The 17,382-nt window shown below is 51.1% G+C and carries 12 protein-coding genes; 11 read left to right on the forward strand and 1 reads right to left on the reverse strand.

The window, feature by feature from the left end:
* Positions 1–83 precede the first annotated feature (83 nt).
* From ABD852_RS02045 to ABD852_RS02070, 6 genes are all read left to right on the forward strand, one after another.
* Positions 84–1,292 carry a FecR family protein gene (locus ABD852_RS02045; RefSeq protein WP_345026338.1) on the forward strand — a complete coding sequence of 403 codons (1,209 nt, stop codon included), beginning with the start codon at positions 84–86 and terminating at the stop codon, positions 1,290–1,292.
* 211 nt (positions 1,293–1,503) lie between these two features.
* Positions 1,504–4,935 (forward strand): TonB-dependent receptor, encoded by a 3,432-nt coding sequence (locus ABD852_RS02050; RefSeq protein ID WP_345026339.1) that lies wholly within the window; start codon positions 1,504–1,506, stop codon positions 4,933–4,935.
* A 3-nt stretch (positions 4,936–4,938) separates the two neighbouring features.
* Positions 4,939–6,483: a RagB/SusD family nutrient uptake outer membrane protein gene (locus tag ABD852_RS02055; protein WP_345026340.1), complete on the forward strand. Its 1,545-nt coding sequence runs from the start codon at positions 4,939–4,941 to the stop codon at positions 6,481–6,483.
* Between the two features lie 7 nt (positions 6,484–6,490).
* Entirely contained in the window at positions 6,491–7,840 is a 1,350-nt protein-coding gene (locus tag ABD852_RS02060; protein ID WP_345026341.1) for a sulfatase family protein, read from the forward strand.
* A gap of 83 nt (positions 7,841–7,923) precedes the next feature.
* Complete coding sequence (locus tag ABD852_RS02065) at positions 7,924–9,327, forward strand: sulfatase family protein (RefSeq protein WP_345026342.1); 1,404 nt, start codon at positions 7,924–7,926, stop codon at positions 9,325–9,327.
* Between the two features lie 250 nt (positions 9,328–9,577).
* Positions 9,578–11,992 carry a heavy metal translocating P-type ATPase gene (locus tag ABD852_RS02070; RefSeq protein WP_345026343.1) on the forward strand — a complete coding sequence of 805 codons (2,415 nt, stop codon included), beginning with the start codon at positions 9,578–9,580 and terminating at the stop codon, positions 11,990–11,992.
* Positions 11,993–12,349: 357 nt separating this feature from the next.
* Here the strand turns inward: ABD852_RS02070 and ABD852_RS02075 are convergent, their stop codons facing one another.
* Positions 12,350–12,514 (reverse strand): hypothetical protein, encoded by a 165-nt coding sequence (locus ABD852_RS02075; RefSeq protein WP_345026344.1) that lies wholly within the window; start codon positions 12,512–12,514, stop codon positions 12,350–12,352.
* Between the two features lie 496 nt (positions 12,515–13,010).
* On the opposite strand from ABD852_RS02075, the gene ABD852_RS02080 reads away from it, so the two are divergent.
* The 5 genes from ABD852_RS02080 to ABD852_RS02100 all read left to right on the forward strand — a co-directional run bounded on the left by ABD852_RS02080 (position 13,011) and on the right by ABD852_RS02100 (position 17,112).
* The gene (locus ABD852_RS02080) at positions 13,011–13,256 is read left to right on the forward strand and encodes a heavy-metal-associated domain-containing protein (protein WP_345026345.1); all 246 of its coding nucleotides are present in this window, start codon (positions 13,011–13,013) and stop codon (positions 13,254–13,256) included.
* 248 nt (positions 13,257–13,504) lie between these two features.
* Entirely contained in the window at positions 13,505–13,810 is a 306-nt protein-coding gene (locus ABD852_RS02085; protein WP_345026346.1) for a helix-turn-helix domain-containing protein, read from the forward strand.
* 173 nt (positions 13,811–13,983) lie between these two features.
* Positions 13,984–14,205, forward strand: coding sequence for a heavy-metal-associated domain-containing protein (locus ABD852_RS02090; RefSeq protein ID WP_345026347.1), 222 nt, complete (start codon positions 13,984–13,986; stop codon positions 14,203–14,205).
* Between the two features lie 108 nt (positions 14,206–14,313).
* Entirely contained in the window at positions 14,314–14,760 is a 447-nt protein-coding gene (locus ABD852_RS02095) for a DUF3347 domain-containing protein (protein ID WP_345026348.1), read from the forward strand.
* A gap of 3 nt (positions 14,761–14,763) precedes the next feature.
* Positions 14,764–17,112, forward strand: coding sequence for a multicopper oxidase family protein (locus ABD852_RS02100; protein WP_345026349.1), 2,349 nt, complete (start codon positions 14,764–14,766; stop codon positions 17,110–17,112).
* The last annotated feature ends 270 nt before the right edge of the window (positions 17,113–17,382 follow it).

Genomic DNA, 17,382 nt, shown 5'->3' on the forward strand with positions numbered 1-17,382 from the left:
AAAAAGTATAGCAGTCATACCCCCTTTTTTTGTAGCCTGTTGTCTTTAAGGGCATAAGGTTTTATTGACTTGTACCAAATCGAATGAGAAAACCGAATAACCGGCTGTCCTACCTTTTTCAGCGCTATTATCATGGTGTGGCTACCGAGAGGGAGACGGATGAGTTGATGGAGCTGGTGAGAAAGTCCGAACATGACGAAGGCTTATCGGAGTTGACCAAAGAGGCATGGGACACCCTCAATGAAACGGATCAGGCCTTACCCGAGGCGATAAAAAACAGGATACTGAATTCAATCATCCCGCCTTTGCCGACTGATCACTTTGAAGGAGAGGGCGACGGTGGCGAAATTCGGGACAATGGCCGGAGAATAGGCAGATGGGGAAAATACGCCGTCGCTGCGACAGTGGCGTTTATCTGTATTTCAGGCGCCTGGTTGAAATGGGGCAACGACGGGACAGGTAAAGCGGATCTTACCGCCCGTGTACAACCGGCTATTAAACCGGGGGGCAACCGGGCAATGCTGACGCTGGCCGATGGTTCGACCGTCCTGCTGGATGAGGCCGCTGACGGCCTGATTCTCAGACAGGGTGCGATTGAAATAAATAAGGTGACTGACGGTTATCTTGAATACAAAGCCGCGGGAAATGAACACCCCGCCAATGGGAATCATACCATATCGACACCGAGGGGAGGACAGTATAAAATCGGGTTACCCGACGGCAGTATGGTCTGGCTCAATGCCTCCTCATCGATAAGGTTCCCGACAGGGTTCAGCGCCGTTGAAAGGAAGGTGGAGATAGAAGGAGAAGCCTTTTTCGATATTAAAAAAGACATTAGACGGCCGTTTAAAGTTATTTTCGGCGACAATGAAGTGGCAGTCCTCGGTACCAAGTTCAATATTGCCAATTACCCCGACGAGGCGGTTTCGCGCACGACACTCGTGGAAGGATCCGTTGCATTGAAAAGCGGAAATAAAAGAAATAAGCTGGTACCCGGGCAGGCGGCCAGCGTGGGCCGGGACGGAACAATCAGTATCGGACCGGTAGACGTCGAAGAGGTGACGGCCTGGAAAAATAACCTGTTCTACTTTAAAGGAGCCGACATAGCGTCGATTATGCAGCAGGTCTCACGTTGGTACGATATAGATATCGCCTATGAAGGTGTTCTTCCCAAAAAGCAGTTGGCAGGAAAGGTGCCGCGGAACGTGGAGCTGTCGGAGTTTATGTCCATGCTTCAATATGCGGGGATCAACTACCGGATGGAAGGAAGGAAGATGATCATAGTACCGTGAACGTATATCTATAAAGGTTCGTTATTGCGCGAAATTTTTTAACTCTATAATTACCAGCCATGGCTGTAAAAGCAAAATCACCATAATTGATCCGGGGCCCAAAAGAAAACAGGGAAAATGCTTGCAACATTCTCCCTGCGAAGTCCGGGCTTTTCACGAAATAACCTTTGTTCAGAAAGCAACTCATGTTTTACCCAAACCATACAAATATATGGAGATAAAACCCATATCCCGCCACAAGGCGTGGTATGATTTGATCATGCCGCCTAACTTGTTGATGAAAATGAAACTGCTGACCTTTTTTCTGCTCGCGGCCCTCACCCAGGTATGGGGTACAGGGTATAGCCAGAAAATATCACTGGAAAAAAGAAATGTTACGCTGGAGTCGGCGCTGAAGGCCATAGAAAGCCAGACGAACTATCTTTTTCTGTACGACCGGATCGAAATCCCGGTTCATCACCGGGTATCGGTGAACATCCGCGGGGAATCCATTGAAGAAACGTTAAAACAGCTTTTTGAAGGACTACCGCTGACCTACAAAATTTTCAGGCACAATATTGTAATCAGGAAAAGTCAGAACAGCGCTGCTAAAAAGCTGCAATTCCAATCAAAACTGGAGCTGCAACGGCCCGGTTTGGCCCATATGGTGACCGGCAAGGTCACTGACGAAAGAGGGGAGGGCCTCCCGGGTGTCAGCATCCTCGTGAAGGGCACACAGACGGGTATGATATCGGACGTGGACGGCTCGTTCAGCATTGAAGTGCCGGGCCCGGGTGCGATCCTGGTTTTTTCCTTTGTCGGTTACCTGGGCCAGGAGCTGGCCGTCGGAGAGCGTACACATATCGAGATCAGCCTGAGGGTCGACACAAAATCATTGGAAGAGGTGGTGGTAGTAGGCTATGGCGGGACGCAGAAAGTTAACCTGACCGGCGCAATTTCGACGATCCAATATGACGACAAGTTGAACAACCGACCGGTTACGAACGCTTCGCAGGCTCTTGGCGGCACGGCGTCGGGGGTTTGGGTCAGCCAGAATTCGGGCAAGCCGGGCAGCGACGGCGCGCAGATACGTATCAGGGGCTGGGGCACACTCAACAATTCCAATCCGCTTATTATCGTCGACGGTGTGGAAGGCTCTTTTGATCAGCTCAATCCCTCTGACATTCAGTCGATTTCGGTGTTGAAAGACGCTGCGAGTGCTGCCATCTACGGTTCGAAGGCAGCGAATGGCGTCGTGCTGATTACTACAAAAATGGCTGCAGACAGCGACAAGATGCAGGTAAACGTTAATTCGTACGTGGGCATACAGTCGCTGGGTAGGCACTTTAGCCTCATCAATAACAGCGCGCAAAGTATGGAGCTGACCAATGCGGCGATGGCCAACAATGGTTCCAGCCCGATTTTTCCGCAACAGTTGATCGACAGTTACAAATCCGGCGGGGATGCTTTCAAATATCCCAACACGGATTGGTTCAGGGAGTTGTTCGGCAACGCCCTGATCCAGCAAAACAACCTGTCCATCTCCGGTGCGTCGGGGAGGACCTCCACCTATCTTTCGCTTAACAACCTCAACCAGCAGGGCCTCGTTCCCAATACCAATTCCCGCAGGCTCGGCATTCGTGCCAATGTGGACACCAGGGTCAACTCCTGGTTTAAACTGGCAGGAAGGCTGAGTTTTTTGAACCGCTTGTCGAAAGAGCCCTATGCCGATGTTCACTATGGCTCCCTCGGAAGGGTTTTCGAAATGCTTGGCGGCGCCACACCCTATACCGCAGCTTATGACCGCAAGGGGCGTTTCGGCTCTGTAGAGGCCTTTGACGAGGCGGGCGCCATGTTGTACGACAACCGGAACCCGCTGATTGACGCTGCCAACGGGCGTACCACCACCCAGGACAACCTGATGATGATCAACACCACGGCAGACTTCAACATTACCGAAGACCTGCTGTTCAAAACCACCTTTTCATCCAACGGCGCATGGAGCCTGGTTGACCGGTACAATACCAGTGTTTTTGGTTATACGGATTCCGGTATCGAAACCACTACCCGCAACTATAACCGGGAAGGACTGGAGATGAACCGCGGCGCGGACTATTCGATGAATACCAACTTCTTTTCTACTCTTACCTGGTCGAAGGCATTTAACGGCCACGATTTCAAATTGCTCGCAGGTTTTCAGAACGAAAGTAATAAGATACAGAATGTATTTGCCCGGCGCAACAACCCGCCCAAAGAGGGGCTGACCCAGGTCGACGCCGGAACGGCGGGTATCCAGGGGACCGGCAATATGAACCGCCTGCGCATTTTATCTTATTTCGGACGGGTCAATTACGCGCTCAAAGACAAGTACCTCTTCGAGGCCAACTTCCGGGCAGACGGTTCTTCCCGGTTCCGAAAAGGCAGCCGGTGGGGGTATTTCCCTGGTGTCTCACTCGGATGGAGGGTTTCGGAAGAGGCGTTTTTACGCCATTCCGACCTGGTTTCCAACCTGAAGCTGCGGGCTTCATGGGGAAAGCTGGGTAACCAGAATGTGGCCAGCTACGCGCCGTACCTGACTATAATAGATCAAAGTAACCTGCTCAGCAACAGCTTCGGCGGGGCATTTGCACCCGGGATGGCGATTACGTCGCTCGTCGATGAAAATATTTCCTGGGAGCAGACTTCTACCCTGGATATCGGGGTGGAGGCCGGCTTCTGGAACAACCGCGTTTCGGTTGAGGCGGACTATTTCAGAAAGAACACCACCGACATCCTGGTACAATTGCCGATACCCCTTGTGCTTGGCGGCCTGACCGCTCCTTTTGAAAACAAGGGGGCCATGCAGAATGACGGTGTGGAAGTTATCCTGAATTACCGCAATATCTCCCCGGGGGCAGACCGCCTCAAAGTCGACGTAGGCTTCAATCTGACCTACATTAAAAACAAAGTGACGGACTTCGGTACCGAACGATCGCCGGATCAGCTGTTTCTCATCCGCGAGGGGTATTCTTTCCGCGAACTTTACGGGTACAAAACGGAGGGCATTTACCAGTCGGATGCAGAAGCAAAGGAGCATATGTATGCCAACGGGTTTGTACCGCGGGCCGGCAACCTGAAGTTCCGGGACGTGAACAACGACGGAAGGATGGATTACCAGGACAAACAGTCACTGGGGAATACCATACCTAAATTTACCTACGGCATTTCCCCTTCGTTCAAGTACAAAGGGTTCGATCTGAATATCCTGCTGCAGGGCGTTAGCGGGGTCAACCTGTTTAACCGCAACATTTTTACCAACCTGGCTTTCGAAAATCGCGTCATCCAAACCCGGTGGCTGGATGCCTGGACGCCTGAAAACAGCGGGTCAGAGTTGCCTATGGCACGATTTGACGATTCCTGGAACAGCGCGGATTCTGACTTCTGGGTAGTGAACGGCAGCTTTATGAAAGTCAAAAATCTGCAATTGGGCTACGGATTGCCCGGCAAAATTACCGAACGGCTGAAGGTTCAGAAAGCATACCTGTACCTGAACGCGCAAAATCTCTGGACGATCGCGAGCAAAGAATACGACGGGTATGACCCTGAACGAAACACGTTCGACGCGGGGGCTGCGATATATCCCGTTCCGAGAATTCTGTCATTTGGTGTCAATTTAAATTTTTAGGCCATGTTCAAAAGACTGATATACTTATTCCTGTTTTTCGGCGCGTCGGGTTGTGCCGATTACCTGGAGGTGTTTCCTGAAGACAAGATCACCTCCGCCCGTTTTCCGGAAAATGAAACGGACATCCTGTACACGCTGAATGGCGTTTACTCGCTGCTGAAGGAAAACTCTATCTATAACCAGGGATTGTTCGGGTTTGGCGTGCTTGACGGCGCCACGCCCAATGCATTCAACTGGGGCAATACACCCATTGCCAAGATGGGCAACGGGCAGCTCTCCTCGTCAGACGGCGACGTGGTTACCTACCGCTGGACCCGCGCTTACGCCATTATCTTCAGGGCCAATTACCTGTTGAAGATACTGGACCAGGTAGATCTGCCTGACGACAAGCGTAAGGTCTACGCCGGCGAAGCACATTTTTTGAGAGGCCTGGCCTACTCCCTGCTGGCCGATACTTACGGCGGCGTTCCGCTCATCACCACGGCCATATCGGCCGACGAGGCCAAGAGCCTCGTGCGTGCCTCTCTTGATGAAACCTGGAGCCAGGTCATCTCTGATTACGACGTGGCGATCAATAACCTTGCTGTTAAGGCGCCGCAAAAAGGACGGGCTACGAAAGGTGCTGCCATGGCGATGAAAATGAGGGCCTGGTTGTATCAAAACAAGTATGATAAAGTGCTGGAGATGGCTACGCAGATAGAAGGATTAAACACTTACAGCTTGTTCCCGAGCTACGAAGGCCTGTTTAAAAAGGAGAACGAAAACAATGCGGAGGTGATTTTCGATATCCAGTACATCCGCGGCGAAAACAGCCAGGGTTCTTTTCATGACCAGTATTGCGGTACAGGAACCGGCAGCTTTACCAGGGGAAGCCGCTACGTCCCTACCGACGACCTGGTAGATGCCTACGAGACCATTGACGGTTCTCCCGTAGATCCCAAAGACAGGTTCAAGAACCGGGACCCGCGGCTGCAGTTCACCATCGTGATCCCCGGCTCGTATATCCTGGGTTTCCAGTTCCCGAATTACATCTATCCCGGCGGCGCGTTTAACCATCCGGGGAACCGGCTTAAACACCTGAGCAGCCGCAAATACAGGGAAAACAATATGGCAGACCTCCCGGTTTCAGGTCAGTCGGAGATCAATGACATTGTAATGCGGTATGCCGATGTGCTGCTGTCCAAAGCGGAGGCTATGATTGAGCTGAACCGGGATATCCCGGGAGCGATTGCCCTGATCAACCGGATCCGGAACGAGCGGGCCGACGTAAAAATCTCTGCGCTGCCGGGAACCCTGTCGCAGGCCGAAGCCCGCCGGAAGCTGAGGCACGAGAGAAGAATAGAATTTGCCCTGGAAGGCTTGTATTGGTCTGACATCAGGCGGTGGAACATCGGGAAAGATATTTACCCGCTGACGATCAGGGACCACCTCGGCGGAGTGATTGAAACGAGGTTCCCGGCCGGGTATCTGGAGTATTACAATCTGCTTCCTATCCCTGTCGGGGAAATCTCGCTGAATCCCGGTCTTAACCAAAACCCGAAATGGTAATATCTCCATGATTAGCAAGCTTACGAAGTGTATCCTGTTGTTTCTGCTGGCGCCGCCGATGGTGTTCGCGCAGTCTCAAAAAACCAATATTCTCGTCATTCTCACGGACGACCTGGGCTTTAATGACGTTTCGTATTACAACCAGGGAGACGTAAGAACGCCCCATATAGACGCCTTGTGCAGGGACGGGGTCCGGTTTGACAGTTTTTACGCCAATTCTCCGGTGTGTTCGCCGACGCGCGCCGCACTGATGACCGGCCGTTACCCTGACGCGGTGGGCGTGCCCGGTTTGATCAGGTACCACAAGCATGATAACTGGGGCTACCTGAAGCCTGATGTTCCGCTTATGCCGGGCGTTCTGAAAAGGTACGGCTACACCACCGCCCTGGTGGGGAAGTGGAATTTAGGATTGGAAGCGCCGAATTTACCCAATCAAAAGGGCTTCGACTACTTTCACGGCTGGCTGGAGGATATGATGGAGGATTACCATGATCATAAGCGGCATGGAGTCAATTTTATGCGTAAAAACGACAGTATTATCTATCCTCAAGGGCATGCTACTGATTTGTTTACCGACTGGTCGGTTGATTATATCCGTAAAGCCGCGCAGGGAACCGCTCCTTTCTTTCTGTACCTGGCTTACAATGCACCCCATTTTCCTGTTCAGCCGCCTAAGGCCTGGTACGACAAGGTCATGGCCAGACAGCCGGGAATAGACCCCAAACGGGCAAAGCTGGTGGCTTTGATCGAGCACCTGGATGATGGAATAGGCCGGGTGGTGAAGGCTTTGAAAGAATCGGGCCGGTACGACAATACACTGATCCTGTTCCTGAGCGACAACGGCGGAAACCTGGATGACCTGGCCAACAACCAACCTTACCGGAACGGGAAGCAGAGCATGTATGAAGGCGGGATCCGCATCCCGGCGTTTGCTACCTGGCCCGCCCGGATTGCCAGGGGAACGGCTTCAAATGAAAAGCTGATGACCATGGATGTGCTACCGACTCTGCAGGCGATTGTTTCCGGACAGGAGGGCGACGGTTACGATGGGACGAGTTTTGCCGATATACTTTTTAACAGCAAGACGAAAATGCAAAAAAGATCCCTGTACTTTGTGAGAAGAGAAGGAGGACTGCGATACGGCGGCAAGGACTACCATGCGCTGATTGATGATGGATGGAAATTATTGCAGAATAGTCCTTATGCTCCCCTGGAACTCTATCATTTGGAGGCCGACCCCTATGAAAAGGAAAACCTCGCGGACCGGGAGCCGCAAAAAGTAAATGCTTTGAACAAATTATTAATGACTTATATCCAAAAGGGCGGCCAGACACCCTGGCAGCGGCCCGAGAGGTAGGTGTGAGGTATGAGGCTTGAGATGTGAGCGGCAATACCCCTCACACCTCACCCCTCACACCTCACCCCTCAAATCCCATTCCTATGAAAAAACTCAAATGTTTTATCTTTTCCGCTTTTGCGCTGTGCGCGCAACAGGCGATTGGCCAGCATAAGCATAGCGATCAATCTCCCAATTTTATTGTCATTTTTACAGACGACCAGGGGTACGGGGATCTGGGATGTTTCGGACACCCTACGATCAAAACGCCGTTTATTGACAAAATGGCGTCAGAGGGGCAGAAGTGGACCAACTTTTACGTCGCTTCCAACGTGTGCACGCCCTCCCGCTTCGGCCTGATGACCGGCAGGCTGCCGGTTCGCGGCGGTATGGAGGGGCCGGATGCGAGAAGGGTGCTTTTCCCGGATTCGGAGGGCGGTATTCCTGAAAAGGAGCTGACCATAGCCGAATTGCTGAAAACGAAAAATTACAGCACAGCCTGTGTCGGAAAATGGCACCTGGGGCATTTGCCCCAATATTCTCCCAATGCCAACGGTTTCGACTATTATTATGGCATTCCTTATTCCAACGACATGGACCGGAACAAGGAATATGCCTATGACCGCTTCCAGAAGACCAACCCGGACATCAGGGGCTTCAACGTGCCGATTATGAGAAACGGGAAGGAAATTGAACGGCCTGCAGAGCAGTCGACGCTGACCCGGCGGTATACGGAAGAGTCGGTCAGGTTTATAAAAGAACATAAATCCAAACCGTTTTTCCTGTACCTGGCGCATAGCATGCCGCATATCCCGCTCTATGCCAACGACGCTTTCAAAGGCAAGAGTGAAAGAGGCTTGTATGGCGATGTGATCGAAGAGATAGACTGGAGCGTAGGCGAGATTTTTAAGACCCTCCGGGCAGAGGGACTGGACAAAAATACCTATGTCGTGTTTACTACCGACAACGGCCCGTGGCTGGTATTTGGGGAGAATGGCGGCTCGGCCGGGCTTTTGTACGGCGGTAAGGGAACCAGCTACGAGGGTGGGCAGCGCGTGCCCTGTGTGATCTGGGGCAAAGATGTTAAACCCGGCGTGGTTTCGAAAATGGGTAGCACACTTGATCTATTACCCACCATTTGCCGGTTGGCAGGCGTGAAGCAACCCCAAGACCGTGTGCTCGACGGGTACGACCTGTCGCCTGTTTTCCGCGGCGAAAGCGCCGCTCCCAGGGAAGTGATGTACTTCTATCATGGAACCGAATTGTTTGCCGTCAGAAAAGGTGCGCACAAGCTGTACTTCAAATCCAACAACCCGCAAGGGTATCCGCCCAAAATTGAAGTATTGCAAACGCCCACCTTATTCAACGTGATGACCGACCCTTCCGAGCGGTTTGATATTGCGGGGACCAATCCCGCCCTGGTAAGCGAGCTTAAAAAAGCTGCGGAGACGCACCGCGGGACCATAGAGGAAGTCCCCAATCAGCTGACGAAAGGCTGGAAGAAATGATGCCGCAACGGATTGAAAAAGGGGTTTCGCAAGAAACCCTTTTTCATTTGCGGTATTTCCTGCCAAACCAGATTGAAACTTTACCACCGTAAGGAAAGTAATTGCGGGAAGCTTTTTTAGCGTAGTCGGCGTTGCTGCCGGGCAGGCTTACTTTGACGAACTGAAATCTTGTAAATCAATTCCATAATTCCGTAACAGCCGGCCCGGGTTTAGTCGCCAATTTTGTATCGTAAAACAAAGCTAACGAGATATGGCTACTAGTAACAAAGAACCTGTGTACCTTCCCCTGGAGGGCGTAGAAAGCGAGCACTGCGCGCTGATCGTCGATAAAGGCCTCGCTCAGGTTAAAGGTATAGAAACGCACCAGGTAGAACTCAATAACCGGAGAGCGGCCATTACGGTCGACGACAACGAAGTGGTGGCGGAAGCGGTGAAAGCTGTTAAAGAGCTTGGCTACGGCGTTACCACCGTTAAAAAGTCCCTTCCCGTTCTGGGCATGACCTGTGCTTCGTGCGCGGGAAGCGTGGAAAGTATTATGAAATATGAACCGGGCGTCGTAAGCGCTTCGGTGAATTTTGCCACCGGGAACCTGACTGTCGAGTACCTGCCGAACATGACCGATGTTTCCAGGCTGCAAAAAACGGCACAATCCGTAGGCTACGATCTGCTGATAGAAGACGAATCCCGGCAACAGGAAACGCTGGAAACCCTGCATGCAGAAAAGTATAAAAAGCTGAAAAACAAAACGATCTGGGCGGTCTTGCTGTCGCTTCCGGTGGTGGTCATCGGTATGTTTTTTATGGATATGCCGTACGCCAACGAGATCATGTGGCTTTTTGCTACACCGGTGGTGCTGTGGCTGGGTAAAGACTTTTTCATCAACGCCTGGAAACAGACCCGCCATGGTTCGGCCAATATGGATACGCTGGTGGCCCTGAGCACGGGAATCGCCTATATCTTCAGCGTGTTCAATATGCTTTTCATGGATTTCTGGCATGAAAGAGGACTGCACGCCCACGTTTATTTCGAGGCTGCGGCGGTCATTATCGCGTTTATCCTGCTGGGTAAACTCCTGGAGGAAAAGGCGAAAGGCAACACTTCGTCCGCCATCAAAAAACTGATGGGATTGCAGCCTAAAACGGTAATCGTAATAGAAGCAGACGGCAGTGAACGCCAAAAAGCCATTGAGGATGTAAACGTGGGTGATACCATCCTGGTAAAACCCGGAGAGAAAATCGCGGTGGATGGCATGGTGGTATCCGGAACGTCGTATGTGGATGAGAGTATGCTTAGCGGCGAGCCGGTTCCCGTACTGAAAGAAGAAAATGAAAAGGTATTTGCCGGAACGATCAACCAGAAAGGGAGCTTCCGGTTCAAAGCGGTGAAAGTCGGTCGCGAAACCATGCTCGCCCAGATCATCAGAATGGTGCAGGATGCCCAGGGCAGTAAAGCGCCCGTACAAAAGCTGGTCGATAAGATTGCGGGTATATTTGTGCCGGTAGTGATTGGCATCGCGGTCCTGACCTTCGCGCTGTGGTACATCCTCGGCGGCGACAACGGCGTGGTGCAAGGGTTGCTCGCCGCAGTAACGGTGCTGGTGATCGCCTGTCCGTGTGCTTTGGGTCTGGCTACGCCTACAGCCATTATGGTGGGTGTCGGTAAAGGCGCCGAAAAAGGGATCCTGATCAAAGATGCCGAAAGCCTTGAACTGGCGAAGAAAGTGAATGCCATTGTGCTGGATAAAACCGGTACCATTACGGAAGGCAGACCGCAGGTAACCGGGATCCGGTGGTTGAACAACGACGATACCACAAAAGGCATCCTTCTAAGCATCGAAAAACAATCGGAGCATCCGTTGGCGGACGCTGTTGTGAAAAATCTCGAAAGCGCAGCAACCGTAGCCTTGTCAAATTTTGACAGTATTACCGGTAAAGGGGCCAAAGCCGATTATGCCGGTGAGACCTACTACGTCGGGAATAAAAAGCTATTGGCGGAAAACAATATCGGAATTGCCGGAACCCTGCAGCAGCAGGCCGAGGAATGGGGTAAACAGTCGAAAACGGTAATCTGGTTTGCCGACAAGCAACAAGCGCTTTCGGTCATTGCGATTGCCGATAAAATCAAGGAAACTTCGGTACAGGCCATTAAAGAAATGCAGGATATGGGTATTGACCTGTACATGCTCACCGGCGACAACGAAGCTACTGCAAGCGCCATAGCGGGCCAGACCGGTATCAAACATTATAAAGCGGAGGTATTGCCGCAGTACAAAGCCGATTTCGTAAAAGAGCTTCAGCGGCAGGGCAAGGTAGTGGCGATGGTGGGCGACGGGATCAACGACAGCACCGCGCTGGCCACGGCTGATGTGAGCATTGCGATGGGAAAAGGAAGTGATATTGCGATGGATGTGGCCAAAATGACGATCATTTCATCTGACCTTACCAAAATACCGCAGGCAATTCGCCTGTCGAAACAGACGGTCGCAACCATCAGACAAAACCTGTTCTGGGCATTTATCTATAACCTGATAGGAATCCCGGTCGCGGCAGGCGTTTTGTATCCGGTTAACGGCTTCCTGCTGAATCCTATGATTGCCGGCGCCGCCATGGCATTGAGCAGTGTGAGTGTGGTGAGCAACAGCCTGCGCCTGAAGTGGAAAAAATAGGGGGTGTGGGCCACGAATTCACGAATGAGCTGTTTCTATTCGTGCATTCTGTACAACAAAGTTACAGATGGCTGATAATGGAACGTATGGCTTCTATTGAATGGGTATCCAAAGAACAGCCTTCGACAGGCTCAGGCGCCGTCCGGATGGTGCCTGAGCTCGTCGAAGGCTGTCTACCGGACGGCGCCTGAGCCCGTCGAAGGCTGCCTACCGGAGGCTGCCATCCGGATGGCGGGTGAGCCCGTCGAACCCATTTAACACAATCTGCCGGATGTCTGATCCTCAACCAGGTCAAAAGCTAAAGGTTGTTTATTTAAATCAAAGCCAGCCAGCGCCGCTTCTCTCGAATTCGTGGCTTTAATCTGTCATGTGGATGGAAGCGCTGCGTTCACCCTTCACCCCGACCAGATTCCTCCGGGTCATCCCGACCGAAGCGGAGGGATCTCCCGCTCCCGGTACCCAATCCATTTCAGAGGACTTTTTTATTGCAACAGGAGATCCTTCAGTTCCACTGCGTTCCATTCAGGATGACCATCCGGCAGATGCGCTACCTTTGACAACACGATGGATGGCGCCGCTCCAACCGGAGGTCATCCCGCAGTGGAGGGATCTCCCGGTCCCTGCACCCAATCCCTTTCAGAGGGCTTTTTTATAGCAACAGGAGATCCTTCAGTTCCACTGCGTTCCATTCAAGATGACCATCCGGCAGATGCGCTACCATTGACAACACGATGGATGGCGCCGCTCCAACCGGAGGGTCATCCCGACCGAAGCGGAGGGATCTCCCGCTCCCACCACCCATGTTTTTGAAGAATGGCTTTTTATGTTTATTAGGGAGATTCCTCGGCTCCACTGCGTTGCGCTCGGAATGACGGGGAGGGGGCCGGTCACCCCGACCAGATTCTCCCCGTCATCCCGACCGATTAAATCAAAAAAAGCTACAAATCAAAAGAGAAATATCGTAACAATTCCGGATGAATTAATTCCGAAATTTGTATAAACCAAAACAAAAAACAAGATGAAAAATATAGAATTAAGCATACCCGATATGCAGAGCGCACATTGCCAGTCCAGAGTAAAAGGAGCTGTCAACAGTATTGAAGGCATAAATATCCGGAATATAGAAGCCGGAAAGCTATTGGTTTCCGTTGAAAACGATGGTGTTACGACCCAATTGGTGAGCGCTATAGAAAAAGCAGGCTACAAAGTAGCGACAGGCAACAGCAATAATTCTGCCGGCTGCTCAACCGGCTGTTGCGCCTGATAAATCGTTTATTATCAGTATGGTGCTTCGGCGTAGTCTTGCGTGCCGGTCCTGGTGCTTAACGACCACAGATACAGGTATTGGTCGTATCGGAGTGCCAATCTGATGTAAATAATTGCCACTCTTTAAAGTAAACGGTTATGTCACCTCAAAGAACATATAGTGACCCTTCAGCCTTACTTGAGAAGGTAAAACTCGCGGCAGACCAGGTAATTAAAACCCGCTTGGAAACGGGCAAATCTGTGACGATGTCAACGCGAATCACAACCGAATTGGACCAGGATTACAATACAGTCAATCAAATATTACTGTCCGAATTCGGCCTGTCAGTAAAGAGCATATTTCAATCCAGGGTGGTTGAAAAAGCAAAGGAGCTTTTGGTATATACAGAACATTCACTTACCCGGATTGCGGGCGATTTGGGCTATAAAAATGCGTCCTACCTTTCCGGTCAAATTAAGAAAATCACCGGGTGTACGCCTTCTTATTTCAAGAAGGTAAGAAAGAGCAAACTGGAGATTATGAAAAGGCGCCCCGGAGAAGAGAAAATGTAGGCCGGCCGCCTGTTTCGTCGTCCACTCCGGAAGCGACGTATACTTGGTGCGTTTAAGATACTTCGGGCCATTACCATCAAATATTGTAAATCAAACCGGGAAAATTGTAAACAGAACCAGGCAGATCGGAGCGAAATTTGCATTATCGTTTAACTGTAAGAAATAATAAGAAAATGGAAAACAAGGAGCTGATATTCAAAACAAACCTCAATTGCGGCGGGTGTGTATCGAAAGTGCAATCCGACCTGGATAATACCGACGGGATTTGCGAGTGGGAGGTAGACATCACCAACGACGACAAGATCCTTACCGTAAAATCCGAAGGGATCACACCGGATGAGGTAGTTGCCATCATCAAAAGAAAAGGCTTTAAGGCGGAGCCCTTGAACGCCTGACGACAAGCCGGTTTGAGGCGTGAGCTATAAGCCATGAGGTCCTGGCGCCTCACCCCTCAAACCTCAAACCTCACGTCTCACACCCCACACCTCAAAACTTCCATTCCTATGAAAAAAATCTTTTTTGCACTGGTCATAACGCTGATGGGAGTATCGGCGTTCGGCCAAAATACAGATAACCTGCTGAAGCATTACCTGGCGGTTAAAAATGCGCTGATCGATAGCGATGCCAAAGCAGCTGGGGCCGCCATCACCACTTTTCATGAAGCTGTAAAAAGTGAGGCAGATTTTTCGCGGAAACAGGATTTGCTGAAAGCTACCGAAAAGCTGAGTAAAGCCGGCAGCAACCTCGAAAAGCAGAGGGCGTCTTTCAACGATGTCTCTACACTTATGTGGAAGTTGGTAGAAGGGGCGGACGCCGTAAGCTCGCCGGTTTACTACCAGTATTGTCCCATGAAAAAGGCCTACTGGCTGAGCACTCATAAAGAGATCAAAAATCCGTACTATGGCGCTTCCATGCTTACCTGCGGGAAGGTGACAGCGACCAAAAGCTAGGTGATGACGTGCGGGCATCCCGGTACCAACCAGATCACAGACAAGATGAACATCAAAGACACGCTATTAACGGTAGCACTGCTACTCCTGGCCCCGGTAATTTTTGCCCAAAAAGTGGTGCATTACGACCTGGTTGTTGAAGACACGATTGTCAATTACGCCGGAAAGAAAAAGCGTGCCATAGCCGTAAACGGGCAGATACCGATGCCTACCCTTGAATTTACAGAAGGGGATACGGCCGAAATTGTAGTTCACAACCGGCTGAAAGAGGGAACTTCCCTGCATTGGCATGGCCTGTTCCTGCCTAACAAGGAAGACGGCGTGCCCTTTCTTACCCAAATGCCGATCAAACCGGGCACAAGCTATACCTATCGTTTCCCGATCATTCAAAATGGTACGCACTGGTACCATTCCCACTCCGGCATGCAGGAGCAGATCGGGATGTACGGCAGCTTTATCATGCACAAAAGAAAGGACGACAAAACCTTTCGGAAAGGCATCGATGATTTACCTGCCGTTCCCATCATGATCAGTGAATGGTCCAATCTTAACCCGGACAACATCCATCGCATGCTGCACGCTGCCAACGACTGGTTTGCCATCAAGAAGGGCGCCACCCAAAGTTACGCGGAGGCCATCGGCAGCGGGCGTTTAAAAACCAAGCTGACCAACGAATGGAAGCGGATGCTGGCAATGGACGTGAGCGACGTGTATTATGATAAAATTTTGCTCAACGGGACCAATCTGACCGACCTGAAGACCGTTGATGGTAAACCGCTGAAAGCGGGCGACAAAGTCCGGCTGCGGGTTTCCAACGGGGGAGCATCCTCTTATTTCTGGCTGCGCTACGCCGGTGGAAAAATGACCGTGGTCGCCAGCGACGGCAACGATGTTGAGCCCGTGGACGTAGACCGGTTGATCATTGCCGTATCCGAAACCTACGACCTGGTAGTGACCATTCCGGAAGACGGGAAGGCATTTGAATTCATGGCTACTACCGAAGACCGTACCCGCTCCGCCAGCTACTTTCTGGGTGACGGAACCAAACAAACGGTGGGAGCATTGCCGCGTCTGAAATACTTCGACGGCATGAAGATGATGAACGATATGATGCGTATGGACGGCAACCTGGACGATATGGGTATGGCTATGAGCCTGAACCAGATGGACATGAATGTGGTGATGTACCCTGAAATAAGCGGGGAAGGCAAGAAAAAAGCCCGCGGCGAAAAGACGGAAAAAAACGCCGGGCAGCATGAGGGTATGAATCATCATGCGCACCAGGAAAAAGCAAATCCGGATGAAGATCCCAATCGCTACAATCCGAACGCCCTGGGAGATATCGTTACGCTGAATTATGCCATGCTCAAATCGCCGCACGATACGAGGTTACCGGCTGAGGCGCCCGTTAAGGATATAAAATTTACGCTCACCGGGAACATGAACCGTTATGTGTGGAGCATGGACAACCGTGTACTGTCTGAAACGGACAAAATACCGGTCAGAAAAGGGGAGGTGCTGAGGATTACGCTTTATAACAATTCCATGATGCGGCACCCGATTCATTTGCATGGTTTCGATTTCAGGGTATTGAACCAGCATGGTGACCATGCACCGCTGAAAAATATAATTGATATTATGCCCATGGAAACCGACACGATCGAGTTCCTGGCCAATACAGAGGGCGACTGGTTTTTCCACTGCCATATCCTGTATCATATGATGGCCGGAATGAACCGGGTCTTTTCGGTAGACGACTACCGGAATCCCTACCTGCAAGACAAGGCTAAGGCTTACAAAATGCTGCAGCGTGAAAGCAATATGCCGCACTTAATGGCACAGAGCGATTTTGCCAGTAACGGGATCGACGGGGAGGCCATGCTCATGAATGCAAGATACAGCCTGGGCACGGAGTGGCGGCTGGGCTATAACAACATGCATGGCTATGAAGTGGAAACGCATTTCGGCAGGTATATCGGCAAGATGCAGTGGCTGATGCCTTTTATCGGTTTCGATTGGCGTTACCGCAAAATGGGCATAGACGAGCATGAAAAAAACCTGTTTGGACAAGTCAACAAAAAAGACAGCCGGGCGGCAGTAAGCCTCGGGGTCATGTATACATTGCCTATGCTGGTGAACCTGCAGGCCGAAGTCTACCATGACGGGATCTTCCGGTTGTCGCTGATGAGAGAGGATATCCCGGTTTCGAGACGGATAAGGGCAGGCTTTATGGTTAACTCCGACCTGGAATACATGGCTGATCTGCGTTACATCATTACAAGAAACATCGGTATTCGTGCCCACTACGACAGCGATATGGGTTTTGGCGCCGGCCTGTCCCTGAATTACTAAAATCTGCCATGTACGTTCTTAAAGGCTGCACCGTCAGGGAGCAGCCTTTTTTTGGGTACATACTCAACAAGAAACCACAGAGAATCTGACCGGGTAGCACAATATTCTCCAGGAAAGTTATATTTTTACCCGCAATTACCCCGTAATAAATTTGTATTCAGCGTCGCCACCCTGCAGACTACTCGGCACGGTCGCACTTTATACCACCGCAACCGAAAAAAACGACTTCCGATTTCCGATTTCCGATTTCCGACTTCCTCCCCAAACCTC

It is taken from the genome of Ravibacter arvi, from assembly GCF_039540405.1.
GTDB lineage: Bacteria > Bacteroidota > Bacteroidia > Cytophagales > Spirosomataceae > Ravibacter > Ravibacter arvi.